We start from the raw sequence: 23,501 nt of genomic DNA, 5'->3' as shown, positions 1-23,501 counted from the left end.
TGGTAATGCCCTTCGAGCGCGGGCTTCGCCCGCGCAACCAACTCGGGCCTCGCGCGGCGGGGGGCCTGCCTCACGGCATGGCCGACCCCGCCACGCTCGAACCGCAGCCGGGGAGGCCTCGGAGGGGGCCCGGGTACCCACGCCGAAGGCGTGGGTGTCCCCCTCCGACTGACGTAGGGAGGGACTGATGAAGCCAGGGACGATCCGGGTGCTGAGTCCGGTACCCGAGAAGCGGACGAGCCGTGTGGCGGCTCCGGCTCTGCCCGCCGACCTCCGGGGGCGGACCGTCGGCTTCCTCGACAACACCAAGCCGAACTTCGATCGGCTCGTGGACGGGATGGCCGAGCTGCTGCGGACGCGCTTCGGCGTTCGCACGGTGATCCACCGGAAGAAGGCCAACGCCTCCACGCCGGCCGCGCCCGAGATCATCGCCGAGCTGGCGAAGCAGTGCGATGTGATCTTCGCCGGCTCGGCGGACTGAGGCTCCTGCACGTCGTGGAGTCTCCACGACGCCGTCGAGCTGGCCAAGGGCGGCACCCCGTCCGGGCTCATCACCACCACAGCCTTCCGCGCCCTCGCCGTGGGCCAGCTCCAGCGCTACGGCGTGGCCGGCCTGCCGGTGCTGGTCGTGGATCACCCGCTGGGCGGCGAGAGGCCTGAGGGGGTTCTCCGCCGTGCCCAGCAAGCCGTGGAGCAGCTCGCGAGCCTGATCCGTCCCGCGTGATGGCCCTCCGCTCAGAGGTCCTCGAGCTCCCGGACTCCCCGGAGGCTGTCCTCGCCGCGTTCTGCGAGCGGCAGTGGTGTGACGGGCTGCCGATCGTCCCGCCGACCGCCGAGCACGTCGAGGCGATGCTGGCCGCTGTGGACGGCGACCCGGGCGAGTCCCTCGGCCCTGTGCCGCCGCTCTGGGGCGAGGCCACCCTGGAGAAGCTCGCGATCAACGCCGTCATGGCAGGCTGCCTGCCTGAGCACTTCCCGGTCATCATCGCCGCGGTGGAGGCCATGCTCGATCCGGCCTTCAACCTCTACGGGGTCCAGGCCACCACCCACCCCGTGGCGCCGCTCCTGATCCTGAACGGCCCCTACGCGGAGACGATCGGCATGCAGGCGGGGGCCGGCTGCTTCGGCCCCGGCTTTCGGGCCAATGCGACGATCGGGCGGGCGATCCGTCTGATCCTCCTGAACGTGGGCGGCGCGTGGCCCGGGAGCCACGACATGGCCACTCAGGGCAGCCCGGCCAAGTTTTCGTACGCGATCGCCGAGAACGAGGCCGCCAACCCGTGGGAGCCTCTCCACGTGGAAACGGGCTATGCCCGCGACGCCAGTGTGGTGACCGTGTTCGGCGGCGAGGCGCCCCACAACGTCAACGACCACGTCTCGACCGGGGCCGCGGGGATCCTCCACACGATCGCCGACACCGCCGCGACCCTCGGCTCGAACGTCAAGTGGTACTTCTCGCAGAGCCAGCTCCTCGTCGTGCTCGGACCCGAGCACGCCGCGACGATCGCCCGCGACGGCTTCAGCAAGGCCGACGTCAAGACCTTCCTCTTCGAGCTGGCGCGGCTGCCGCTCCGCACGCTCAGGCTCGGGGGAATGTGGGGGATCCAGGACTGGCCCCGCTGGATGCAGGCGGTGACGGACCCGGAGGCGCGCCTGCCGGTGGTGCAAGGGCCGGAGGAGATCTTCGTCGTCGTCGCCGGCGGCGCGGGCAGGCACTCGGCGGTCGTCCCCAACTGCACCTTCAGCCGGGCAGTATCTCGCCCCGTGACGCGCATCCCCCTCGGCCCTCTCCCCTCGGGGGAGAGCGAGGGGTGACCCTCATCCGGCGCGTCAGGCGCCCCGCTTGAGCGCCAGGAGCGCGATCGCGCCGAGGAGGAGGACGGCGCCGAAGACGCCGCCCACGCCGAGGCGCTCGCCGAACAGGCCGACGCCGAGGGCGGTGGCGGTGAGCGGTTCGAGGAGCGTGACGATCCCGGCGACCGTTGCCGGCGTCCGGCGGAGTCCCAGCGTGTAGAGGGTGTAGGCGAGCGCTGTCGGGACCACGCCCAGGTACAGGAAGAGGGCCCAGCCCGCCGCCAGTTGGGCGATGACCCGGGATTCGCCCAGCAGGACAGGGGTCAGGGCGACGGCAGCGACGCTGAAGGTGAGGGCGGCCAGGGGGAGCGGCGCGACCCGCCCCAGGCTCGCCTTGGCGACGACGGCGTAGAGGGCGTAGGCGAGCCCGGCGCCCAGGGCGAGCCCGGCGCCCGGGAGAAACGCGCTCCCGATCGCTCCCGCCTCTCCCGGCCGCGTGACGAGGAGGCCGGTGCCGACGACGCCCATCGCGAGCGAGAGGGCGAGCTGAGGGGTGAGCCGTTCGCCGAGCCAGAGGACCGCGAGGAGGGCGATCATCAGCGGGGCCGAGCAGATCGCCAGGAGGGCGGTGACGGCGATCCCGGTCAGGGCCACGGCGGAGAAGTAGCAGACCTGGTACGCCGCCATGAAGGCTCCGAGCGCGAGGCAGGCGAGGCCGTCCCGGCGCCAGCCAAGCCGCCACGGGCCCTCGGCGACGCGCGCCGCCACGAGGAGGAGCGGCGCGGCCACCGCCATCCTGACGAAGCCGACGAGGAGGGGGCCGGCTGAAGTCTCCCGGGCAAGCAGGGTCATGGTGACGCCGGTCGTCCCCCAGGAGATGGCGGCCAGAGAGATCAGGAGAAGCCCCGGATTCACAGGGTGCCATTATACCGATGCGCTGGATTGACCTCGCCCACCCGTACCAGGAGGGAATGACCCACCCGCCGGTGGCGGGCCCGCCCTGCATCGAGACCGTGCTCCAGGTGGGGCGCGACCCGTACAACCTCCAGCGCTTCACCTTCGTCACTCACCTGGGCACCCACGTGGACGCGCCGCTCCACTTCGTCAGCGGGGGGCGCACCATCGACAGCTACGATCTGGGCGAGCTCGGCGGCACGGGCTGGGTGCTCCGCGTCGAAAAGGCCCCGAACCAGCCCATCACGGTGAGCGATCTGGAGGCGACGGGAGCCCAAGTCGAGCGCGACCAGATCGTCCTGATCGCCACGGGATGGGACGCGAAGTTCGCCACCGACGACTATCACACCCACCCCTATCTCTCTGAGGAAGCGGCGCGGTGGCTCCTGGACCGCAGGGTCAAGCTGGTCGGCGTGGACTGCTTTTCCGCCGACATGCCCGTTCCGCTGAGGCCCAAGGGCTTCGACTGGCCGGTTCATCACCTGCTCCTGGGGCACGGAATCCTGATCGCCGAGAACCTGGCGAACCTGACCGCCGTGGCCGGGAGGAAGCTCCTGATCGGCGCCTTTCCGCTCAAGATCCGGGGCGGCGACGGCGCCCCGGCGCGGATTTTTGCCGTGGAGGAGTGATGGAGGCGCGGACGATCGGATTCATCGGATTGGGGCACACCGCGGTCGTGAGGCTGATCGAGGAGTGGGCTCGAGTCCAGCTCCGGAAGCGTGAGGAGAAGAACCTATGAAGCGCATCGGCTTTATCGGCGTCGGGACCATGGGGACACCCATGGTGGCGAACCTGATCCGAGCGGGATTCTCGGTGCTGGCCTACGATGTCAGGGCCGAGGCGCTCGAGGAGGCGACGCGGCGCGGCGCGGCGGTGGGGCGCTCGTCGGCCGAGGTCGCGAAGGACTCCGACCTCGTGGTGACGATGCTTCCCTCGTCCGCCGACGTGGAGGCGTGCTACTGCGGCCCCGACGGCGTCCTGGCTGGGGCGCCTCCGGGGCGGCTGTGCGTCGACATGTCAACGATCGACCCGGGCACCTCCAGGCGCGTAGCCGAGCGCGCCAAGGCGCAGGGGGTGAGGTTTCTGGACGCGCCGGTCTCGGGCGCGGTGCCCCGAGCGGTGGAGGGGACCCTGACGATCATGGTGGGCGGCGACCCGGCCGATCTCGAAGAGGCCCGCCCTGTCCTCTCGGCCATGGGCTCGACGATCATCCACGTGGGGCCGGTCGGGACCGGCGAGGTCGCCAAGCTCTGCAACAACCTGATCGCCGGTGTCGCGATGATCGCGGTGTGCGAAGCTTTTCGTCTCGCCGAGGGCTTCGCCGTGGACCCGAAGGTCCTCACCGAGGTGATCCAGAAGTCCTCGGGCCACACCTGGGTGATGGAGCACAACCACCCGGTCGCGGGGATGGTCGCCAAGGCCGCCTCGAGCCGCGAGTATGCGCCGGGGTTCATGACCGACCTCATGGCCAAGGACCTGGGGCTCGTGGTGATGGCGGGGCGCGAGCAGCGGGTCCCGCTCTTCGTCGCCTCGGCGGCGGCCCAGCTCTACCGGCTCGCGTCGGCCCACGGGCTCGGCCGGAAGGATTTCTCCTCCGTGTACACCTTCCTCAAGCCCGCTTCGGAGACCGCGCCCGTGTAGTGGCCGGCTCCGATCGCCAGACTCGCCTCTCAGAGCTGCTGCGGGAGACCGAGCGGACGACACCCGCGCCTTCGGCGCGCGTACCCGGACCCCTCCGAGGCCACGAGCCACGAGGTCTCCTCGTCCGACCGAGAAGCGAGCCGACATGGTCACCGGGGCTGAAAGGGGTCAATCGGCTCGATTCCTTCGATCCCCCTGAAGTCCCGAACATTTTCGGTATAGATCGTCCCGACCCCGTTATCCAACATCGTGGCCGCAAGAAAGAAGTCAAAGATCTTGCCACCCCTGACCCGCGCTGACCGGGCCAACGCCAACATCCGCGCGACCGTGGTCGCCTTCGGCAGGATCAGCGTCAAGCGCGACTCAACATATGCGCGCAGCTCGCGTCGAGCCTCGGCCGGTGTCAGCGGTGGCCGAAAGCGGTGTGGGTCAGTCACGACGGCATAGAACTCGGTAAGCACTTGGGCCGCAACGCACGCGTCCATCTCTCCAGTGGCACTTCGGTCCCGTAGCTCTCTCGCCCTCGCGTACGTCGGCGAACCCGAACCGGTCGCGTGAACCAGGATGTTCGTGTCCAGCAGGATCATTTCCGGATGTCTCGATACATCGTCGTACGCCTGAGATCGCCGGTCGCCCGTCCACGATAGGCCCCGAACCGCGACCGCTTCTCCGGAGGCGCGGGCTGAGGCCCGACACGCAGGAACGTCCGGAGCGCCTCCTGGATGACCTCTTTCAAGCTCGTCTCACGCTCCACGGCCATCCGCTTCGCTTGCCGGTAGAGATCTCTGTCTAAGATCACCGTAGTCCGACGACTCTCCATATCCTACGCCCTTGCGCAATATTAGCATAGATATGCTTTTATGAAAATAAGTCCGTTTGCGCGAGCTAACCCTGGACAGCGGTCCAGGGTTGGTCCGGCTCCCGGCACGTTTCAAACTGTGAGGGTCTTGCTCACCTCCGGGCGAAACGTTCTGGTCCTCCGGGTGGATGGCGTCCGCTCGGATGGGCGGACGGCCGCGGACCGCGACGGGCTGGTGTTCATCGTGCCATGAGCTGACGGCTCTAGACTCGGCCTCTAATGGGTCAGGCCCATCTTCACCCGCTTGTTGCCCTGAATCACTTTCGCTACCCTGCTACACAGATATCCGGGCCGTGCCCGAGCGGAAGGAGGTAGCCAAGATGCCAACGAAGGCCACGACCAAACGGGTTCCTGTGGCTCTAGAGGCCCCCCTCTATGAGACGCTGGCGACGGTGGCCGAGCGCGATGGGGTCTCCATGTCGCAGAAGGCGCGCGACCTGATCCACCACGCCCTTGAGATCGAGGAGGACGAAGCCTTCGAGACACTGGTCCGGGGCCGGATGCGCCGGGGCGGGAAGTTCATTCCGCACGAAGAGTTCTGGAGGGAGGTTCGACGCAGGAGGAAGGCCAGGGCCCGCTGATGGCCCGCTACGAGGTCAATTACTTCGACGAGGTGCTTGAGGACGACATCCCCGGTATCCCGGCGAACGTCCAGGACCGGATCGAGCGGGCGATTGAGGAGAGGCTCAAGACGGCCCCCGAGAAGTACGGCGAGCGGCTTCGAAAGTCCCTGATCGGCCTCTGGAAGATCCGAGTCGGGGACTATCGGATCATTTACACCATCGACGACAAGACCCGGCACCACTGCCATCGTGAAGCGGTACACGGGGAAGGCGTGTGTGGCGTCTGGGCTCTGGCTTCTACCGCGGCGCGGCGCTCCTGGCCGGCTGGCTATCGCTGACCGCCGGGTGGCTGGCCGGGGGCTCCCGCCCGACAGCCCCGGCCGCCTGAAGGGCGCACGCGGCGGCCGCGGTGCGCGTTCCCACCCCTAGCTTCTCGAAGATGTGGTCCAGGTGTGATTGCACCGTGCGCGGGCTGATACCCAGGATCGAGGCGATCTCCGGGTTCGTTTTCCCCTGACTCACCCACGCGAGCACCTCGGCTTCGCGGCGGCTCAGCCCCAGGCGTTCGAGCGCGACTGGTTCAGGAGCGGTCACCTGCTCCTCGAGGAGGAGCGTCGAGCGTCCGATGCCCGGCTGGAGCCGGACGAGGAGCCGTCGGCGGTTGTTCTCGACGACGAGGGGTGCCAGGGGCGCGGGCACATCGTCGGACTGTTCCAGCCGGGCCTGCTCGGCACGTACCCAGCGCGCGAGCGCCTCGGGCAGACGGGTCCCGCCCCGGGAGGCGCCGAACCAGGAGGTGAGCCATTCGCGGGTCCGCGCCGTGGTCAGGCGCACTCGACCGGCTGCGTCGAGCAGGATCACGCCCTCGCTGATGGCCTCGAGCGCCTCGCCGGCATGCGCGAGCGCTTCGGTCAGCGCGCCCATCCGTTCGGCGAGGCGCTCCATCTGGGCCAGGTGGGGCCGGAGGACGTCGAGCAGGAGCCGCTCGCGGTCCGAGTAGTCGCGGGTGTGGCGGTTCAGGGCCAGGCCGATCAGGATTCCCGGTCGGAGCGGATAGATGGCGGCCATCTGGTGCTCGATGCCCAGGCGGCGGAACAGCTCGTTGTAGAGCCCGAGCCGGTGTAAGCCGGCCCGGGAGACGAGGTCGGAGAAGCGGAGCGCGCGCCCGTTGCCGGTCCGAACGTAGTGGGCGATCCGCGGGTGCTCCTGCATGTGGGCGGCGAAGGTGGCTTCGTCGCCCGGGGAGGTGGCGTGGCGGGGCTCTGTCGCCCACCAGATCGTCTGCCTCCCGAGGTCCGACTCGTTGTAGGCGGTGACCTCGCCGGGGAGGAGCCGGTGGAGGCCGCGCACGGTGTGGTCGGACCGGCGGGAGCTGGCCCCGGGCCCATCTCGGCCGAAAGCTGGTCCCGCTGAGCCCGGGGGCGCTGGCCCTCCTTCCCCGCGAGGTCACCCACCAGGCCCAGGTCCCGGCCGCCAGATTATCCACAGGAAGCCTCCGGTTCTTCCGTTTTCGGGCCTCGAAACGGTGACACGGTGACAAGCCAATATCCATGCGGGCTGAAGTGAACCCTTCCGGTGAGACACGGAAACGGGTGACAGTTCTCCAGAGGAGGACCTATGCCCGGACAACGACCCCGTGTCTTCAGCGGTGAGTTCAAGGAGGCGGCAGTCCGCCGGATCTTGGCGGGTGAGAAGGTCCGGGCGCTGGCGAGGGAGCTCGGGCTGTGGCCGAAGCTCTTGTACGCCTGGCGCAACAGCTACGCGCGGGGCGGCCCTGAAGCCCTGCTCCCACCGGGACGGCCGCGCACGGGCGCGGCTCCGGGGCCGCGGCCGGAGCGCGCCGCGGGCGCGCCCCACCGCCGAGGGGACCCGCCGGCCCCGGACCGCGTCGCGGAGCTGGAGCGCAAGGTGGGTCAGCAAGCGTTGGAGCTCGATTTTTTCGCGCGAGCCTTGCGGCACATCAAGGCGTCACCCCGGCCGAGCGACGGGCCTGGCGCCGCAGCGTCTTCGACGTGATCGAGGCGCTGACGCCGCCGCAAGGCCGGCTGTCGATCGAAGGCATGTGTGCCCTCGCCGGGGTCAGCCGAGCGACGTATTACCGGCATTGGCGGGCCGCAGCGCCGCGCGTCGAGGAGATGGCCCTGCGCGATGAGCTCCAGCGCCTGGCGCTCGCGCATCGCCACTCCGGCTATCGCCGTCTCACCGCCCTCGTCCGGCGCGCGGGCTGGGCGGTGAACCACAAGCGCGTCCTGCGCCTGATGCGCACGGACAACCTCTTGTGCCTCCGTCGGCGGGCGTTCGTCCCCGCCACGACCGACTCTCGCCACGCCTGGCGCGTGGTGCCGAACCTGGCCCGGGACCTCGTCCTCACCGGCCTCGACCAGCTGTGGGTGGCCGACCTCACCTATCTGCGGCTTCTCGAGGAGTTCGCGTTCCTGGCCGTGGTGCTCGATGCCTTCAGCCGCCGCGTCATCGGGTGGGCAGTGGAGGGGCACTTGAAGGCCAGCCTCGCGCTGGCGGCGCTGCACATGGCGCTGGCCGCCCGCCGGCCCCGGCCCGGGAGCCTCATCCACCACTCCGATCGGGGCGTGCAGTACGCGTGTGGCGAGTACACCGCCCTGCTGGCCGCGCACGGGATCCAGCCGAGCATGAGCCGGATCGGCTCGCCCTACGACAACGCCAAGGCCGAGAGTTTCATCAAGACCCTCAAACAGGAAGAGGTCGACGGGCGGGCGTACCGGGATGCCGACGAGGCGCGCCGCTCGATCGGCACCTTCATCGAGGAGGTCTACAATCACCAGCGGCTGCACTCGGCACTCGCGTACCTGACGCCGGCCGAGTTCGAGGCCACGGTGCGGCCCGAGGCTAGCGCTCTCCCGATCCGGCCTCCCGGCGATCTCAGCCCCCAGACGCGCGCGGCCGTGGCGCTCGGGGAGCCGGCGTGACCGCGTTTCTCGGCGTGGCCACCGAAACCGAGGGCCGTAGAGCCTCACAGACGCGACTTCTCGAGGGGGGCCGCTATCTGGGTACCCCCCCAAATCGCCCCTGCGGGACTGCTGCCGCTCGGCGCCGGTCCCGCCATGGGGCTGATGCCGTCTTGCTCACGCAGCCCGCGGTGGCCCATGATGATCAACGTAAGCCGTCACCCTTTTTCGTGTCTCACTTTAGGGGTGCACTCCAGGCTGTCACCGCTTCTGCACCCGGTGACGTCACCACTTCCCGAAGCGGTGACAAGCCGCTCTGGGAGCGGGTTGTCACCGTGTCACCGGATCGAGGGCGAAAACAAGGGGCTAAGGCGGCGGCCGGAAGACTCCGAGGGGGTTCAGCAGGTTGCCAGCCGGCGGATCGGCTCGGGAGAGTCCTGCCTGGGGAGCTCCTCTCGTTGTTCCATTTTCAGGCCCCGAAGCGTTGACAGGTTGACAAGCCTGTATTCATGCGGCCTGTCAACGCTTCTGCATGCGTTGACGTCAACGCTTGCCGATGCGTTGACACGCCGCTCCTGGAGCGGGTTGTCAACGCTGTCAACGCATCGAGCCCGAAAACAGGGGATAAGCAGCCGCTCAGGCCTCCCATTCCGCCGCGGTCGGCGGGCCGTAGCATGCCTGGGGGTCGGCGAGCCCCCGGGTCAGCAGGTAGTAGCGGGCGACCCGGTCCTGGTCCCTGCGGCCTGCGGGAGCCGGACACCCTTCGCTCTGGTTCGTGACGAAGTCGAGAATTCCGCGGAGTTCGCGTCACCTCAGCCGCTTCATCCGCCTGCAGGCGCATCCGCCAAATGGCGGATTGACGCCAGGGCCACCGTCCGCTTGACTCAGGTGAACCGGCAGCGACTTGCGCTGCGGAGGGAGACGAGCATGCGACTGTTCGCGTTCAGTCCTCCAGCGTTCCGCCTTCCGGGTCGCGGCGTCTTCTGACCGCACCAGTTCGAGAACCATCCTGATCTATTCCCTTCCGAAAGTAGTACGCCCGTGCAGTTGGCCCGTCCGCCCGTCCGGTCATGGCAGGGCGGGAACTTCAGGAGGCCGAGATGAGACACGCGGCTCGGTTTGACTGGTCGCTCCGTTGGGGGATGGCGGCGGCGTCGCGGCTCAGTAGCACGGGGTCGCGAGGAGGAGATCACATGGCAGGCGCCGCGTTCGGGAGGGCCGCCAGCTTTCCAGTATTGCTCAAGGCAGGCTTGCTCCTCTTTGCCCTCCTCGTCCCGGTGCTGGCCACCGGAGCGGCCGGACACGCGGGGCCGGCCGTCCCGGAGGCGGCGCGGCAGCGACTCGTGGAGGGGTACGGCAAGCTCCCTCTCTATTTCGTCGAGAACCGAGGGCAGGTCGACGCCCGCGTCGCCTACTACGTCCAGGGCCGCGACGCCACCGTCTACTTCACCCCCGGGGGCGCGACCTTCGCCCTGACCGGCGAGGCCGACCAGCCGGGCGCCGCGCAGACGCCCGATCTGCGCCTGGCCTCGCTCGGCCCGGAGCGCTTCGGGAGCACGCGGGAGTCGAACGGCGCCCGCCGGCGCTGGGCGGTCAAGCTGGACTTCGTCGGCGCCAACCCCGAGGTGCGGCCGCAGGGGCTGGAGCCCACGCGGGCCGTGGTCAGCTACTTCAAGGGGCCTCGGGAGCAGTGGAAGACGGGGCTCAAGACCTATGCCTCGGTGGTCTATCCCGACCTCTGGCCCGGGATCGATCTCGTCTATTCAGGAACGTCCGACCGGCTGAAGTACACCTTCCGGGTCAAGCCCGGGGCCGATCCGGGCCAGATCCGGCTGGCCTACCGGGGCGCCACGGTGAGCCTGACCGACGCGGGGCAGCTCGAGATCTCCACCCCCGTCGGGAGCTTCCGCGAAGAGAAGCCTTATTCCTATCAAGAGTTGGAGCAGCGGCGGGCGGAAGTGCCGACGGCGTATGTGCTGGAGGCCAACGCCGCCGATAGCGACTTGACTTCAACCTTCGGCTTCCGCGTGGGCCCCTACGATAAAACCAAACCCCTCGTCCTCGATCCGGTGGTGCTGATCTATGCCGGGTACATCGGGGGGACGGGCAGTGACCTTGGCCACGCCATCGCCGTGGACAGCGCCGGCCACGCCTACGTCACCGGGGTCACCAACTCCACCGAGGCGAGCTTCCCGGTGACGGTGGGGCCGGACCTGACCTACAACGACGGCGGTGATGCCTTTGTGGCCAAGGTGAACCCGGACGGCACGGGCCTGGTCTACGCCGGCTACCTCGGGGGGGCGGACCGAGACGAAGGCTTCGGCATCGCCGTGGACAGCGCCGGCCACGCCTCCGTCACCGGGGTCACCAAATCCACCGAGGCGAGCTTTCCGGTGACGGTCGGGCCGGACCTGACCTACAACGGCAGTGGTGACACATTCGTGGCGAAGGTAGCGGCCGACGGCACGGGGCTGGTCTACGCCGGCTACATCGGGGGAGCGGGAAGTGACGGCGGCACTCCCGGCATCGCCGTGGACAGCACCGGCCACGCCTATGTCGTGGGGACAACCTCCTCCACCGAGGCGACCTTCCCCGTGACGGTCGGGCCGGACCTGACCTACAACGGCAGTGGTGACACATTCGTGGCGAAGGTAGCCGCCGACGGCACGGGCCTGGTCTACGCCGGCTACATCGGGGGGACAGAGGGTGACGGTGGCACCGGCATCGCCGTGGACAGCGCCGGCCACGCCTACGTCACTGGGTCGACCGCCTCCACCGAGGCGAGCTTTCCGGTGACGGTCGGGCCGGATCTGACCTTGGACAGCGGCGCTGGCGCCTTCGTGGCGAAGGTGGCGGCCGATGGCACTGGCCTGGTCTATGCCGGCTACATCGAGGGAGCGCGCGGCAACGGCATTGCCGTGGACGGCGCTGGCCACGCCTATGTCACCGGGTTCGTCTTCAGCTCCACCGAGGCGAGCTTTCCGGTGACGGTCGGGCCGGACCTGACCTTCAATGGCGGCGGCCATGATGCCGTCGTGGCGAAGGTAGCCGCCGACGGCACGGGGCTGGTCTACGCCGGCTACCTCGGGGGGGTGGGCAGTGACGTAGGCTTCGCCATCGCCGTGGACAGCGCCGGCCACGCCTACGTCACCGGGCGCACCGACTCCACCGAGGCGAGCTTCCCGGTGACGGTGGGGCCGGACCTAACCTTTAATGGCGGCAACTTCGATGCCTTCGTAGCCAAGGTGAAGCCCGACGGGACTGCGCTCGTCTACGCCGGCTACATTGGGGGGACGGGCTTTGACGACGGCCGCGGCCTCGCCGTGGACAGCGCCGGCCACGCCTACGTCACCGGGTTCACCACCTCCACCGAGGCGACCTTTCCGGTGACGGTCGGGCCGGACCTGACCTTCAATGGCGGCTCCGGTGATGCCTTCGTGGCGAAGATCGGCGATGTGCAAGGAAATGCTGCCCCCGTCGCTGCCGCTGACGCCTTCACCACGGACGAAGAGGTCACGCTGAGCGTCGCCGCCCCGGGCGTCCTGGCCAATGACAGCGATGTCAACGGCGATCCTCTCACCGCCATCCTCGTCAGCGGCCCCGCGCACGGCACACTGAGCCTCGACGCCGATGGCTCCTTCAGCTACACCCCGACCCCGAACTTCAACGGTGCCGACAGCTTCACCTACCAGGCTAGCGACGGCACGCTCACGTCCAACACCGCCACCGTCTCCATCACCGTCAACCCGCTCAACGACCCGCCCATCGCTGCCAACGACGCCTTCACCACGGACGAAGATGTGACGCTGAGCGTCCCCGCCCTGGGCGTCCTGGCCAATGACAGCGATGTCGAGGGCAATCCTCTCACCGCCATCCTCGTCAGCGGCCCCGCCCACGGCACACTGAGCCTCAACGTCAATGGCTCCTTCACCTACACCCCAACCCCGAGCTTCAACGGCCAGGACAGCTTTACCTACAAAGCCAACGACGGCACCGCAGACTCCAACATCGCCACGGTGACCATTACGGTGAACCCGGTCAACACGCTCGACTCTCTCGTCACGACCGTCCAGGGCCTGCAGCTGAACCCCGGCCTCACCAACCGCATGATGAGCAAGCTGCGGACAATCGAGCAGTTGCTGGCAAGTGCTAATAACCAGCTCAACGCGTTCGTCGATGAGGTCACGGCGCTCAAGCAGAGCGGTGCCCTGGATGCGGCGACGGCGGATGCCCTGATCGCTCTGGCCCGCGCACTCCAGAATGGGCTGCAGTAACTCCTTATGCTGAAGGCGGCAAACTGCTGGGGCCTCGCGCTCGTCGCGTTCGCCCTCGGTCTGGGCGGGCATGCCCTGGGCGCGGAGGCGGGTGAGACTGTCGCCATGGTCCACGTGGAGGTGGCGGCCGGGCGGCTGACCCTGGTCGCCCGCGAGGCCCCGCTGGATGAGGTGCTTCGCCAGATCGCCGGGGCCGCAGGAGTCGAGATCACGATCCGAGGCAGCCTCACCACGCGGGTGACCCGCTCGATGGAGGGCGTGCCGCTCGATGAAGCAATCGAGGAGCTGACGCGGGGGTATTCCGTCGGGTTCGTGTACGGAGGCCTCGGGGAGCCACGCTCGCTCCAGGAGGTCTGGCTCATCGAGAGCGGGCTTGAGGTTGAGGGCGGGCCCGACGTTCAACCCGCCACCCCGGACCGTCCCTCGAGGCTAAGCGCGGTGCGTGCCCTCGGCAGCCGGGGGGATGCCGCCGCCGCTGCCGAGCTGGCGCGGATCGTCACACAGGACCCTGACCCGATCGTCCGTCACCAGGCGATCGGCGCTCTCGAGGCGTTCAGAGGCGAGGCGGCAGCGGAGGCCCTGACGGCCGCCGTTCAGGATGACGAGGTCGCCGTTCGGACCCGCGCGGTATATGCCTTGCGTCGTGTCGCAGGCGAGCGCGCCGTGCCGGCGCTAGCCGGCGTGCTGCTGGGCGACCCGAGCCCGGCCGTCCGGCAGGCGGCCGCCCGGGCGCTGGGACTGCTCGGGGGCGAGCAGGCCTTGGCCGTGCTCCAGCACGCCACGCTGGATCCCGATGAGTCGGTCCGGCACGAGGTGGCCCAGGTCCTGGCGGGGCTGAAACGGAAGCTGTCCGTCGCGCGATAGACTCGGCCGCTCGAACCCTCCTGGTGCCAGGTCTTCGCGACATACGCGAGCATGGCGGCCTGGAAGAAATCATCCCGCCCTCAGGTTTTCCCAGCCGTCGCTGGGAGAACCCGCCGGCTTGGCACGCCCATCCCACTCCCTGCGCATCACGCTGCGGGCGATCAGGCCTCGATCTCGCCGTCATCGAAGCTCCTCCTCGCCCCTGTCACGCAGTGGTTTCAGGGCTTCGAGCTGCAGCACGGCAACCTGATCCTTCGGGCGACCGATGTGGCGTTTGATTGCGATCAGATCGTCAAGGCCGATCACCGAGACCCGGACAGACCCGAGATCCATCTGCTCGGCGCGTTCGATCAGGTTCTCGTAGGGTCCGAGGGGCTCGAGCCACGCGAAGAGATCCAGCGGGCCGAGGTCGGTGTCGAATGTAAAGTTGGCGCCCAGCGCCAGGCTCCGGGCATCGAGGCGAAACGGCAGGTCCGGGGGTGCGCCCCGCAACGTGGGGTGTATCTCCTTCAGCGCGGCCGCCAGCCGTTCGAGGTTGGCGGCGGTGCGTCGATAGCAGAGGTCGATGTCGAATGTGGGGAGGGGCGATCCGTGGAGGACGGCGGCCTGGCCTCCGATGACCAGGAACTCGACACCGTGGCGGTCCAGAAACTCAGCGAGGACGAGGAGCCTTGGTTTGTCGGTGCCTTCGCCCATACTCCAGCAAGCGCTGCGTCTCGCGCGCATGCTGCTCCATCTTCACGAGCCGCTCGAGCGGGGACAGCCGAAGCAACCAGCGCAGGAGCGACACATCGACCCCGCTGCTGTCGTGTTCCCCGAACACGCCGGCCGCCGCGCGGCGCGAGTCAGGACTGCCAGCGCTCTGGCGCTCCACGACTCAGTAGTAGCACGACGGCGCGGCAGGGAGCAAGGCCTGGCGAGGACGGGTCCTTGGGCTGATCAGGAGGACGAAGTCGCCGGATCACCCGAAGCCCCGGCCCGCCTGCAGGCCTCGTGTCAGTCCAGACACCCCGGCCGCTAGAGCCTCCTTCACCGCCGGGTTACCCCCCACCGGGCGCGGGATCCCGGCCGCCAGGTTATCCACGGGAAGCCTCCCGTTCTTCCGTTTTCGGGCCTCGAAGCGGTGACACGGTGACAAGCCAATATCCATGCGGGCTGTCACCGCTTCTGCATCCGGTGACGTCACCACTTCCCGAAGCGGTGACAAGCCGCTCTGGGAGCGGGTTGTCACCGTGTCACCGGATCCAGGGCGAAAACAAGGGGTAAGAACCACCGCCGCCGGTTCCAGCCGGCGGGTCCACTTGGGCCAGTCCCGCCTGGGCCGGGCGTTCAGCGCATGGAGCAACCCCCCCTTCTTCCATTTTTAGGTCCCGAAGCGTTGACGGCTTGAGACTCGGCCTTTCACGGACCGGCTGGGGGGCCTCTTCGGGGGCCGCCGCAGCGTGGGGCGACGCGGCTGATGTGAGGCTGACTGGCCGGGCTACTGGGAGGGCGGCTTACCTCAGCCCGTAGGGCTGGAGAGACTGGCAAGGAGCATGCGGACCATCTCAGCCCTGGGGCTCTGGGGCAGCTCTTCCAAGAGCTTGCTGTAGGTCTTGAGCGCCTGCTCGCGCTGGTCGAGGCTCTCCTGCACCCGGGAAGGTCCTTGGGCGTCAGACCTTCAAGTGCTTTCTCAGAGGCCACCAGGGCCTCGGTGTGCCCCTCAACCCTTTGCCTGCGACGTCGCAGCTCTTGGAGACCTCCCGGCGGCGGCGCCGCAAGCTGGCTTACGTGGAGGGCCAGAACATCACCGTCGAGTTGAGCATTAGCCAGGATAAAAGCCATTTCCCGGCGCTTCGGTTCGGCCGGTCCGGGGCGCGCGCGAGCGGGACGAAGAGCGGAGAAATTCGCCGTTGCTGGGCTCAAGCTTGCTCGTAGGCCTTTAGGAACTCGGCGCGTGGGATGCCTGCTTGCGTGCAAATGGTTCTGAACGTTGACCCCTTGGTTCGGGCGTGATTAGGCATGGTCAATGGCGGCCGCGTCCCGTCAGGAGAGGCAGGACAGTGAGGACAGAGGAAAGGAGCGGAGAACGGCGCCTATCTACGTTTCTTGCGCCCTTGTGCTTGTCTGGCGTAAAGACCTAGAATTCCCTCACTGTAATCAGGCTAGCATCAGAACGGAGAACCCGCCGTTTCCGCTGGCACGAGGTACGGAAGGTCGAGCACTACTGGCTTGACGTGGACGCGTTGACCCGGCCCATCCAGGTTCGCGAGCCCGAGCCGCCGGCTCACGGAGCGTGACGGTCATGAGCCAGGTTTCTTCTTTGATCGTCGAGCGATTCAAGCGGCTCCCACGACTGTCCGACGACCGGTGGCAGGGCGGCCTCGCCCGCCTGCCGAGCTGGATCGAGCGCGGCCCCGAGGGCAAGCCGTACCGGCCCTGGGCGGGAATCTGGGTCAGCCTGAAGACCGGGCTCATCAATCTCAAGCTCGAGCCAGAGCCGGGAGCGCACGACTGGACCCTGGCCCTGGACGCGCTCCTGGAGTTCGGGCTGAAGCGGAACCTCGCCGGCTGCCGGCCGGGAAGCCTCGAGGTCGCCGACGAGGAGCTGGGCTCCCGCCTGCTCGACGCGCTCGGGGACAGGGATCTCACGCTCGCGGTCTCCCCCGGCCTCCCGGCCGTGACGCGGGTGCTCGCCGAGATGAGCAAGCAGATGGCCGGCGCGCCGCTGCCTCCCGACGCGCTCAACGCCTCCGGCGTGACGGTGGACCGGATGCGCACCTTCGCGGAGGCGGCGAAGCGCTTCTATGAGGCCGCGCCCTGGCGCTATCTCTCGGACGAAGATCTCATTCACGTGGAGGCTCCGGCGGCCCAGCGCGGTCTCACGCACGTCACCGTCCTCGGCGCCGCCAGGCAGACCTTTGGCCTCGGGTTCTTCGAGTCGGTAGACGATCACAACGAGGTTCAGGAGCGGTTGGAGCCAGAGGCCCTTGTGGAGCGCCCAAGGTGGTCACTCTTCTTCGGACCCATCTCGGAGATGCCGTTCGGCGACGCTGATCTCTGGGGGGAGTCCGGCCTGCCGGTCGCCGGAGACGATGCCTATCCCGTGGCGATCCGATTCAGCCCCGACGGCAAGCTCCGCCGGCCGGATGCCGCGATCCTCTCCTACCTGGAGGGCCTTCTCCGCACGCTCGCCCAGACCACCGAGGGCGAGATTGACCAGGGGCGCTGGACATGCGAGGTCGAAACGTTCGACGGGCCGGTTGCCTACCAGCTCGCGATCCCTTCCTTGCTCGAACCGCTCGACGCGCCCCAGGCCATCCGGCGCGCCGGCCTGCCGGACCGGCGGGCGATGGAGCGCGTCATGCTGGAGACGGAGCGGTTCATGGCGCGCTCGGAGTTCAAAAACCTCGAGCAGGTAAACGAGGCTCTCCGGCGACGCTTCAGCGGTCCCATGGATGCGATCCCCTCCACGGCCTCGACACCGCTCGAGAAGGCGCAGGAGCTGGCCTACCAGGCCTTCGAGGCCCGCGGCCGGCGCCGGGTCCAGCTCGCGCGGAAAGCGCTCGATCTATCCGCCGACTGCGCCGACGCCTACGTGATCCTGGCCGAGCAGACGGGAGACCTCAACCAGGCCTGTGACCTCTACGCGCAGGGAGTCGCCGCAGGCGGGCGCGCGCTCGGGCCCCGGATCTTTGCGGAGGAGGCCGGCCACTTCTGGGGACTGATCACCACCCGGCCCTACATGCGCGCCCGCTTCGGGCTCGCGCAGTGCCTGGAGGCGCTCGGCCAGCCGGACGAGGCGATCGGCCACTACCGGGAGCTCCTCCGCCTGAACCCGAACGACATCCTGGGCGTCCGCTACACCCTCCTCCCGGCCCTGCTCGCGGGGGCCCGCGACGACGAAGCCGGGGCCCTCCTGGGTCAGTTCGAGGACGACGGCATGGCCCTCTGGCAGTACGGCCGGGCGTTCCGCCGGGAGGGCGACAGCGGGGCCGCGCGCGAGAGCCTGCGCCAGGCGCTCAGAGCCAACCGCCGCGTCCCCAAATACCTCACCGGGGAGGAGGAATTGCCGGACGCCGATCCGTTTTCCTACGCGCCCGGCAGCGAGGAGGAGGCCGTGATCTGCGCCCGCGCGCTGGCTGACGCGTGGCGGGCGATGCCCGGCGCCGCCGACTGGCTGCGAGCCCACACTCCCGTGAAAAAGTCTCGCAAGCGGCGGAGGCGATAGCCGGGCGCGCAGAAATAAAATAAGTACGGGGAATCGCCGTCATGATGTCATTTCGCGGTGGCCGCCTGGCCAGGCTGAGCCTGCCCGCTGGTACGGTATGGCTCCTCACCGACATCGCTGAGGCCAAGGGCAGGCAGGACCTGTACGCGAAGCAGGCGCCGCAGGTGCTCAGAGCTCTGCGCGAGACGGCCATCGTCCAGAGCGTCGAATCCTCGAACCGGATCGAGGGAGTCACTGTGCCCGCGGACCGCCTTCGTCCCCTGGTTGTTGGCCGGGCCAGGCCCCGGGACCGCTCGGAGGAGGAGATTCAGGGCTACCGGCGGGCGCTCGAACTGATCCACACGCAAGCGCGAAATCTTCCTGTCACGCCTGATGCCCTGAGACGGCTGCACCGGATCGCCCAGCACGGAGCAGCGGATGCCGGGCAGTGGAAGCGGATCGAGAACGAGATCGTCGAGTACCGGCAGGGGGCGCCGCCGATCGTGCGCTTTCGCCCTGTCTCCGCGGCCGAAACCCCGGCGGCGCTCGAGGAGCTGTGCCTGTCCTATCGTCACGCCATGACGCAGGAGAGCGCGCCGCCGCTGGTCGCCCTCGCCACGCTGGTGCTGGACTTCCTCTGCATCCACCCGTTCCGTGACGGCAACGGGCGCGTCGCGCGCCTGCTGACGCTTCTCGCGCTCTACCACCACGGCTACGAGGTCGGCCGCTACATCAGCCTCGAGCGCGTGGTCGAGGAGTCAAAGGACGAGTACTACGAGGCGCTGTTCCGAAGCTCTCAAGGCTGGCACGAAGGCCAGCACGATGTCCTTCCCTGGCTGAACTACTTTCTGGCGGTCGTGCGCCGCGCCTATCGGGAGCTCGAGGAGCGGGTCGGCCAGATGAAGACCCCGCGCGGCGCCAAGACGGCGCTCGTCGAGGCAGCCATCGAGGGATTCCCGGGTGAGTTCACGCTGGGCGACCTCGAGCGCGCCTGCCCCGGCGTCAGTCGGGACATGATTCGCCGGGTGCTGCGCGACCTCCAGAAGGCCGGACACGTAATGTGCGTGGGCCGGGGCCCTGGCGCTCCCTGGCGGAAAAAGGGTAATACGCTCAAGAGAGGGTAAAAGAGAGGGTAATGTCGCGGTCACGATCTCCAGGGCGCGCGGCCCCGTGACGCGGCAGGCCAGAGCGAGGACGTCATGGTTTAGATACGTGTAGCCGAAGGGTTCGCGGGCCGCGTGAAGGGCGGCCGCTCATCGCGCGGAGACTTCGCGCGCCCCGCGGCGCTGACACAGTCTGTCCGAACGAGGAGGCTCATGGCGATGAGGGTCCGCGGATGAAAGCGATGGTGTTGAAGCAGTTCGGCAAGCCGCTCGCCTGGGAGGAGGCTCCCGAGCCGAAGCCAGGCCCGCGCGAGGCCCTGGTGGAGGCGAAAGCGAACGGGCTCTGCGGCACCGATCTCAAGATCGTCGATGGCCTGGTCGGCACGGTGAAGCTGCCGCGCCTGATGGGGCACGAGAGTGCCGGGATCGTGCGCGAGGTCGGCGACGAGGTGGAGTCGATCCGGCCGGGCGATCGCGTCGTCATGGTCTGCAAGCAGACGTGCGGGCGTTGCCGGATGTGCCGCGCGGGCCACGAGGAGATGTGCCTCGGCTCGCCGGGGCGCCTCGGGTTCGAGCTGGACGGCGGCTTCGGCCAGCTCGTGGCCGTCCCCGAGCGCAACCTCGTCAAGGTCGGCCCCGGCGTCTCGCTCGAGGCAGCGGCGCTCATCGGCGGCACACTGGCCTCGCCGCTCCATGGGATCCGCATGGCCAGGGTCGAGCTGGGCGAGACGGCCGTGGTCTTCGGCGTCGGCGGGCTCGGGCTGCACGCGCTCCAGCTCCTCCGCCACCTGGGAGCGAGCGTGATCGCGGTCGACGTGAAGGCAGAGAAGCTCGAGAAGGCGCGCGAGCTCGGCGCGTTCGCGGCGATCAACGCCGCCGCGGCCGATCCCGTGAAGGCCGTCCTCGACCTCACGAGCGGCCTGGGCGCCGACCTCGCGCTCGAGATCGTTGGCGGCGCCGCCGTGCCGCCGGTGCTCCAGCAGTGTCTCGGTCTGCTGCGGCCCGGCGGCCGGCTCGTCGTCCTCGGCTACCACTACGGTCAGACGGTCGCGCTCGACCCCGCCCGGCTCGTCTACAAGTGGACCCAGATCATCGCCTCTCACAACCATTCCGTGCGGGACGTCGCCGACGCGGCGAGCCTGGTGAACGACGGCCGCGTGCGAGCCATCATCAGCGGCACGGCCCCCATGCGGGAGGCGAACGCCGCGCTTGCCGCCCTGCGCGCCGGCGATCCCGTCGGCCGGCTCGTCCTCACGTGGTGAAGCCGCTCAGGCAGTTTATTTGAAGGTTACAGGGGGGATCCCATGAAGAGAAGATGTCGAAAGTGTGGCTCCGTGCTCTATCAGGCGGAAGATCTGAAGTGGTTCTGTCTGCTCTGCCTCGCCAGGGAGATAGAACAACGTGACCAGGAGGATGACGTCAGCGGAGCGTGGAAGGTCCTCGATCCGAAGACGAGGCCCGTCACATTGCGGCTAAGCGAAGTGGATCTCGCAAAGGCCAAGCAGAGAGCCCGGAAGTTGCGAAAACCCTACCAGACCTTCCTAAAGGAGGTCATCCACGAGGCCGTGTCCCGGTAGCGGGTCGTCCTGCGCACGACGACCTTCCAGCAAGGGCTTCCGGGCGAGCGCGGTGTGAGCCGGAGGGCTACCTGTAGGTCAGGGTGGCGAGGGTGCTGCCAGTGATGAGGAAGGCCAGGGCCAGGAGGAAGCCGAGCACGCCGCCCAGGAGGACCCGCACGCTGTCTTTCATCTGATCCTCCCTACACCTTGAGCCCCAGGATCCGCTGGGGGTTCTTGAGGTAGATCTTCTCCAGCACCTCGGGCTTGTAGCCCTCCGTCTCGAACTCTCGGAAGAGCCGCTCGTGGCTGAGCACGGGGTAGTCCGAGCCGAACATCACCTTGTCCTGGAGGCGGCCATTGATCTCGCGCTTGAGGCTCTCCGGGAAGTACTTGGGGGCCCAGCCGGAGGTCTCCATGACGACGTTGGCCTTGTGGAGGAGGACCGCGAGCATCTCCTCCTGCCAGGGCCAGGAGACGTGGCAGGCGATGATCGTGAGGCGGGGGAAGTCGGCGGCCACATCGTCGATGTGGGGGATCGGCTTCATGTACTTGAGCTTGACGCCCAGGCCGCCGGGAAGCCCCGCGCCGAGCCCGGTCGTGCCGGTGTGGAACTGGACGGGGGCGCCGAGGGACTGGCAGAGGTCCCAGATCGGGTAGAAGCGATGGTCGTCGGGGAAGAAGGCCTGGGCCCCCTGCTGGAACTTGACGCCGAGGAGCTTGAGCTCCTTGACGGCGCGCTCGATCTCCTGGAGCGCCATCTGCCCCTTCCAGGGATCCACCATGGCCCAGCCGCCGGCGTAGGCTTCGGGGTACTTGCGCACCAGGTCCGCGATGTAGTCGTTGGGCGTCCGCGGCTCGCCGGTGCCGGCCTCGGCGTCCCAGGCGATGATGCACCCCTTGACGCCCGCCCGGATGAAGTCCTGGGCCATCTCATCCTCGGTCTTCACCGGCTGCTCGGTCTTGTAGTAGGTGCGCATGGCCTCGATGAACTTCCGCGTCGAGCGGTGCCAGGGCGCCGTCGAGATGTGGGCGTGCACGTCGATGGCCTTGACGTGGCTCACCGGCATCACCTGAAGCGCGGCATCACCTTCTCGGCGAAGCGCCGCATCGAGCCGCGCACGGCCCCATCGGGGAGCCCGCCGAAGTTCATCCACGCGATCACGTACGTGAGCCCCAGCTCGTCGCTGACCTGCTGGAGCCTGTCGGTGACACGCTCGGGATCACCGAAGAGCACCACCTCTTGGTAGAGGAAATCGTAGGTGACCGCCTCCAGGTTCCCCTTCGCCCGCGCGTAGAACTTGTACGCCTCGGGCACCCTGGTCGGATCCTTCGACTCCGCGATCACACGGGCCAGGGTCTGGAAGTACCAGGTGATGGCCTTCTCGGAGTCCCGGCGGGTCGAGGCCGCGTCCTGCCCCACGTGGCAGAAGTAGAGCGCGGGGATCTCGAGCTCCGCGGTCGAGTGACCCGACTCGAGCCAGATCCGCCTGTAGGTTTCATAGGCCGACTTCATCAGGTGGACCGGCGTGATCGACGGAGCCGAGAGGAAGCGCTCGCCCTGCCGCGCCACGCGCTCGAAGGTGTCCGGGCTCACACAGGCGATCCGGATCTTCGGGTGGGGCTTCTGGACCGGCTTGGGGAGCACCGCCACATCGCTCACCTGGTAGTATGTCCCGTTGAAGGTCACGCGCTCCTGCGTCCAGGCCTGCCTGATGATCTCCAGGGCCTCGTCGAAGCGCTCGCGGCTCTCGTTCATCGCGATGGCGAAGCCCGCGTACTCCGCCGGCTGGTAGCCCCGGCCGACGCCGAAGTCCAGACGGCCGTCGGACAGGAGGTCCACCATGGCCCACTCCTCGGCGATCCTGAGCGGGTGGTTGAAGGGGAGGATGCAGACCGCGGTGCCGATGGCCACCCGGCGCGTGCGCTGGGCAATGGCCCCGGCCAGGACCGCCATCGACGGGCAAATCCCGTACTCCGAAAAGTGGTGCTCGGCCAGCCACACCGCGTCGAAGCCGAGCTCCTCCGCGTAGGCGGCTTGGGTGAGCGCGTCCCGGTACACGGCCTCCTGCGTCTTCCAGGGCGGCTGCTCGAGCAGGAAGAAGATTCCGAATTTCATGCGCCGACCATGATCGCGCCGCTCGGCCCTGCCTGTCAACCCGAACGCGGCGCGTGCTATACTAGGCTCTCACTCTGCGGCGAAGGGGGAGTCACCGTGGCGACGTACATCATGCTGAGCACCCTGAGCGAGGCTGGGCGGAAGGTCCTCCGCGAGCGGCCGGGCTGGATTCGGAAGGTCAACCGCGAGGTGGAGCGCATGGGGGTCAAGGTGCGGGCCCAGTACGCGGTGCTAGGGCCGTACGACTTCGTGACGGTCCTCGAGGCGGCCGACAACGAGACCATCTCGCGCGTCTCTATCGAGCTCGGGGCCCGCGGCTCGGTCCAGATGATGACGCTGGCCGCCATCCCGCTCGAGACCTTCATCAACGGCCTCGAGCGCCGGCGCGGCGGCCGCCCGCGTGGTACCCGAAAGCCGCGCTGAGCCGCGATGAAAGTCCTCAAGATCATCCCTGAGAAGTGCACCGGCTGCCTCCGGTGCGAGCTGGCCTGCTCCTACATGCAGACGGGCAGCTTCCAACCGTCCAAATCGGTGATCCGCGTCTCCCCTTACGAGAGCTTCACCTCCTACGCCCCCTACACCTGCCCCCTGTGCAGGGTGGCGTGGTGCTTGCCAGCCTGCCCCGTGGCCGCCATCACCATCTCTCCGGTCGGGGCCAAAG

General features: G+C 68.5%; 24 protein-coding genes. 17 read left to right on the top strand and 7 right to left on the bottom strand.

Annotated features, from left to right (window positions below; all coding sequences use genetic code 11):
* Positions 1–187: 187 nt before the first annotated feature.
* From HY726_02545 to HY726_02535, 3 genes are all read left to right on the top strand, one after another.
* Complete coding sequence (locus HY726_02545; protein ID MBI4607872.1) at positions 188–481, top strand: hypothetical protein; 294 nt, start codon at positions 188–190, stop codon at positions 479–481.
* Positions 482–580: 99 nt separating this feature from the next.
* Positions 581–724, top strand: a complete 144-nt coding sequence (locus HY726_02540; protein ID MBI4607871.1) for a hypothetical protein — start codon at positions 581–583, stop codon at positions 722–724.
* Entirely contained in the window at positions 724–1,815 is a 1,092-nt protein-coding gene (locus tag HY726_02535) for a hypothetical protein (protein MBI4607870.1), read from the top strand. Before HY726_02540 ends, HY726_02535 begins: the two co-directional genes overlap by 1 nt.
* A 15-nt stretch (positions 1,816–1,830) precedes the next feature.
* Here the strand turns inward: HY726_02535 and HY726_02530 are convergent, their stop codons facing one another.
* Entirely contained in the window at positions 1,831–2,709 is an 879-nt protein-coding gene (locus tag HY726_02530) for a DMT family transporter (GenBank protein ID MBI4607869.1), read from the bottom strand.
* Positions 2,710–2,726: 17 nt separating this feature from the next.
* Between HY726_02530 and HY726_02525 the strand changes: the two genes are divergently transcribed.
* The gene (locus HY726_02525) at positions 2,727–3,377 is read left to right on the top strand and encodes a cyclase family protein (GenBank protein ID MBI4607868.1); all 651 of its coding nucleotides are present in this window, start codon (positions 2,727–2,729) and stop codon (positions 3,375–3,377) included.
* Between the two features lie 106 nt (positions 3,378–3,483).
* Complete coding sequence (gene mmsB, locus HY726_02520) at positions 3,484–4,389, top strand: 3-hydroxyisobutyrate dehydrogenase (protein ID MBI4607867.1); 906 nt, start codon at positions 3,484–3,486, stop codon at positions 4,387–4,389.
* Between the two features lie 149 nt (positions 4,390–4,538).
* Here mmsB and HY726_02515 read toward each other — a convergent pair whose 3' ends face one another.
* Positions 4,539–4,976 carry a PIN domain-containing protein gene (locus HY726_02515; protein ID MBI4607866.1) on the bottom strand — a complete coding sequence of 146 codons (438 nt, stop codon included), beginning with the start codon at positions 4,974–4,976 and terminating at the stop codon, positions 4,539–4,541.
* Positions 4,973–5,188 carry a hypothetical protein gene (locus HY726_02510; GenBank protein MBI4607865.1) on the bottom strand — a complete coding sequence of 72 codons (216 nt, stop codon included), beginning with the start codon at positions 5,186–5,188 and terminating at the stop codon, positions 4,973–4,975. Before HY726_02510 ends, HY726_02515 begins: the two co-directional genes overlap by 4 nt.
* 380 nt (positions 5,189–5,568) lie before the next feature.
* Here HY726_02510 and HY726_02505 point away from each other — a divergent pair, with 380 nt between their 5' ends.
* Both HY726_02505 and HY726_02500 read left to right on the top strand, forming a co-directional pair.
* Positions 5,569–5,829, top strand: a complete 261-nt coding sequence (locus HY726_02505; protein MBI4607864.1) for a hypothetical protein — start codon at positions 5,569–5,571, stop codon at positions 5,827–5,829.
* Positions 5,829–6,149, top strand: coding sequence for a type II toxin-antitoxin system RelE/ParE family toxin (locus tag HY726_02500; protein MBI4607863.1), 321 nt, complete (start codon positions 5,829–5,831; stop codon positions 6,147–6,149). Before HY726_02505 ends, HY726_02500 begins: the two co-directional genes overlap by 1 nt.
* Here the strand turns inward: HY726_02500 and HY726_02495 are convergent.
* Entirely contained in the window at positions 6,109–7,023 is a 915-nt protein-coding gene (locus tag HY726_02495; GenBank protein MBI4607862.1) for a hypothetical protein, read from the bottom strand. The genes HY726_02500 and HY726_02495 overlap by 41 nt on opposite strands.
* Positions 7,024–7,428: 405 nt before the next feature.
* On the opposite strand from HY726_02495, the gene HY726_02490 reads away from it, so the two are divergent.
* The 4 genes from HY726_02490 to HY726_02475 all read left to right on the top strand — a co-directional run bounded on the left by HY726_02490 (position 7,429) and on the right by HY726_02475 (position 13,873).
* On the top strand, positions 7,429–7,827 hold the full coding sequence (locus tag HY726_02490) for a helix-turn-helix domain-containing protein (protein MBI4607861.1): 399 nt from the start codon (positions 7,429–7,431) through the stop codon (positions 7,825–7,827).
* Positions 7,824–8,756, top strand: coding sequence for an IS3 family transposase (locus HY726_02485; GenBank protein MBI4607860.1), 933 nt, complete (start codon positions 7,824–7,826; stop codon positions 8,754–8,756). Before HY726_02490 ends, HY726_02485 begins: the two co-directional genes overlap by 4 nt.
* 1,172 nt (positions 8,757–9,928) lie before the next feature.
* The gene (locus HY726_02480) at positions 9,929–13,009 is read left to right on the top strand and encodes a tandem-95 repeat protein (protein ID MBI4607859.1); all 3,081 of its coding nucleotides are present in this window, start codon (positions 9,929–9,931) and stop codon (positions 13,007–13,009) included.
* A gap of 6 nt (positions 13,010–13,015) precedes the next feature.
* Positions 13,016–13,873 (top strand): HEAT repeat domain-containing protein, encoded by an 858-nt coding sequence (locus HY726_02475; protein MBI4607858.1) that lies wholly within the window; start codon positions 13,016–13,018, stop codon positions 13,871–13,873.
* A 180-nt stretch (positions 13,874–14,053) separates the two neighbouring features.
* Here the strand turns inward: HY726_02475 and HY726_02470 are convergent, their stop codons facing one another.
* On the bottom strand, positions 14,054–14,569 hold the full coding sequence (locus tag HY726_02470) for a hypothetical protein (protein MBI4607857.1): 516 nt from the start codon (positions 14,567–14,569) through the stop codon (positions 14,054–14,056).
* 1,588 nt (positions 14,570–16,157) lie between these two features.
* Here HY726_02470 and HY726_02465 point away from each other — a divergent pair.
* The 4 genes from HY726_02465 to HY726_02450 all read left to right on the top strand — a co-directional run bounded on the left by HY726_02465 (position 16,158) and on the right by HY726_02450 (position 20,742).
* On the top strand, positions 16,158–18,083 hold the full coding sequence (locus tag HY726_02465) for a tetratricopeptide repeat protein (protein MBI4607856.1): 1,926 nt from the start codon (positions 16,158–16,160) through the stop codon (positions 18,081–18,083).
* A gap of 41 nt (positions 18,084–18,124) precedes the next feature.
* Positions 18,125–19,186, top strand: coding sequence for a Fic family protein (locus tag HY726_02460; GenBank protein MBI4607855.1), 1,062 nt, complete (start codon positions 18,125–18,127; stop codon positions 19,184–19,186).
* A 212-nt stretch (positions 19,187–19,398) separates the two neighbouring features.
* Entirely contained in the window at positions 19,399–20,427 is a 1,029-nt protein-coding gene (locus HY726_02455) for an alcohol dehydrogenase catalytic domain-containing protein (GenBank protein MBI4607854.1), read from the top strand.
* Between the two features lie 72 nt (positions 20,428–20,499).
* Positions 20,500–20,742 carry a hypothetical protein gene (locus HY726_02450; GenBank protein ID MBI4607853.1) on the top strand — a complete coding sequence of 81 codons (243 nt, stop codon included), beginning with the start codon at positions 20,500–20,502 and terminating at the stop codon, positions 20,740–20,742.
* A 182-nt stretch (positions 20,743–20,924) separates the two neighbouring features.
* On the opposite strand, the gene HY726_02445 is transcribed toward HY726_02450, so the two are convergent.
* Both HY726_02445 and HY726_02440 read right to left on the bottom strand, forming a co-directional pair.
* Complete coding sequence (locus HY726_02445) at positions 20,925–21,785, bottom strand: amidohydrolase (GenBank protein MBI4607852.1); 861 nt, start codon at positions 21,783–21,785, stop codon at positions 20,925–20,927.
* Between the two features lie 5 nt (positions 21,786–21,790).
* Entirely contained in the window at positions 21,791–22,840 is a 1,050-nt protein-coding gene (locus tag HY726_02440) for an LLM class flavin-dependent oxidoreductase (GenBank protein MBI4607851.1), read from the bottom strand.
* Between the two features lie 96 nt (positions 22,841–22,936).
* Between HY726_02440 and HY726_02435 the strand changes: the two genes are divergently transcribed.
* On the top strand, positions 22,937–23,263 hold the full coding sequence (locus HY726_02435) for a GYD domain-containing protein (GenBank protein MBI4607850.1): 327 nt from the start codon (positions 22,937–22,939) through the stop codon (positions 23,261–23,263).
* Positions 23,264–23,269: 6 nt separating this feature from the next.
* Positions 23,270–23,501 (top strand): 4Fe-4S binding protein (locus HY726_02430; protein ID MBI4607849.1); only part of this gene is annotated, 232 nt, incomplete at its 3' end.

It is taken from the genome of Candidatus Rokuibacteriota bacterium (genome assembly GCA_016209385.1).
Taxonomy (GTDB): Bacteria; Methylomirabilota; Methylomirabilia; order Rokubacteriales; family CSP1-6; genus JACQWB01.
Note: the sequence above shows the minus strand (reverse complement) of the source record. Positions and strands in the feature narration are given on the sequence as shown.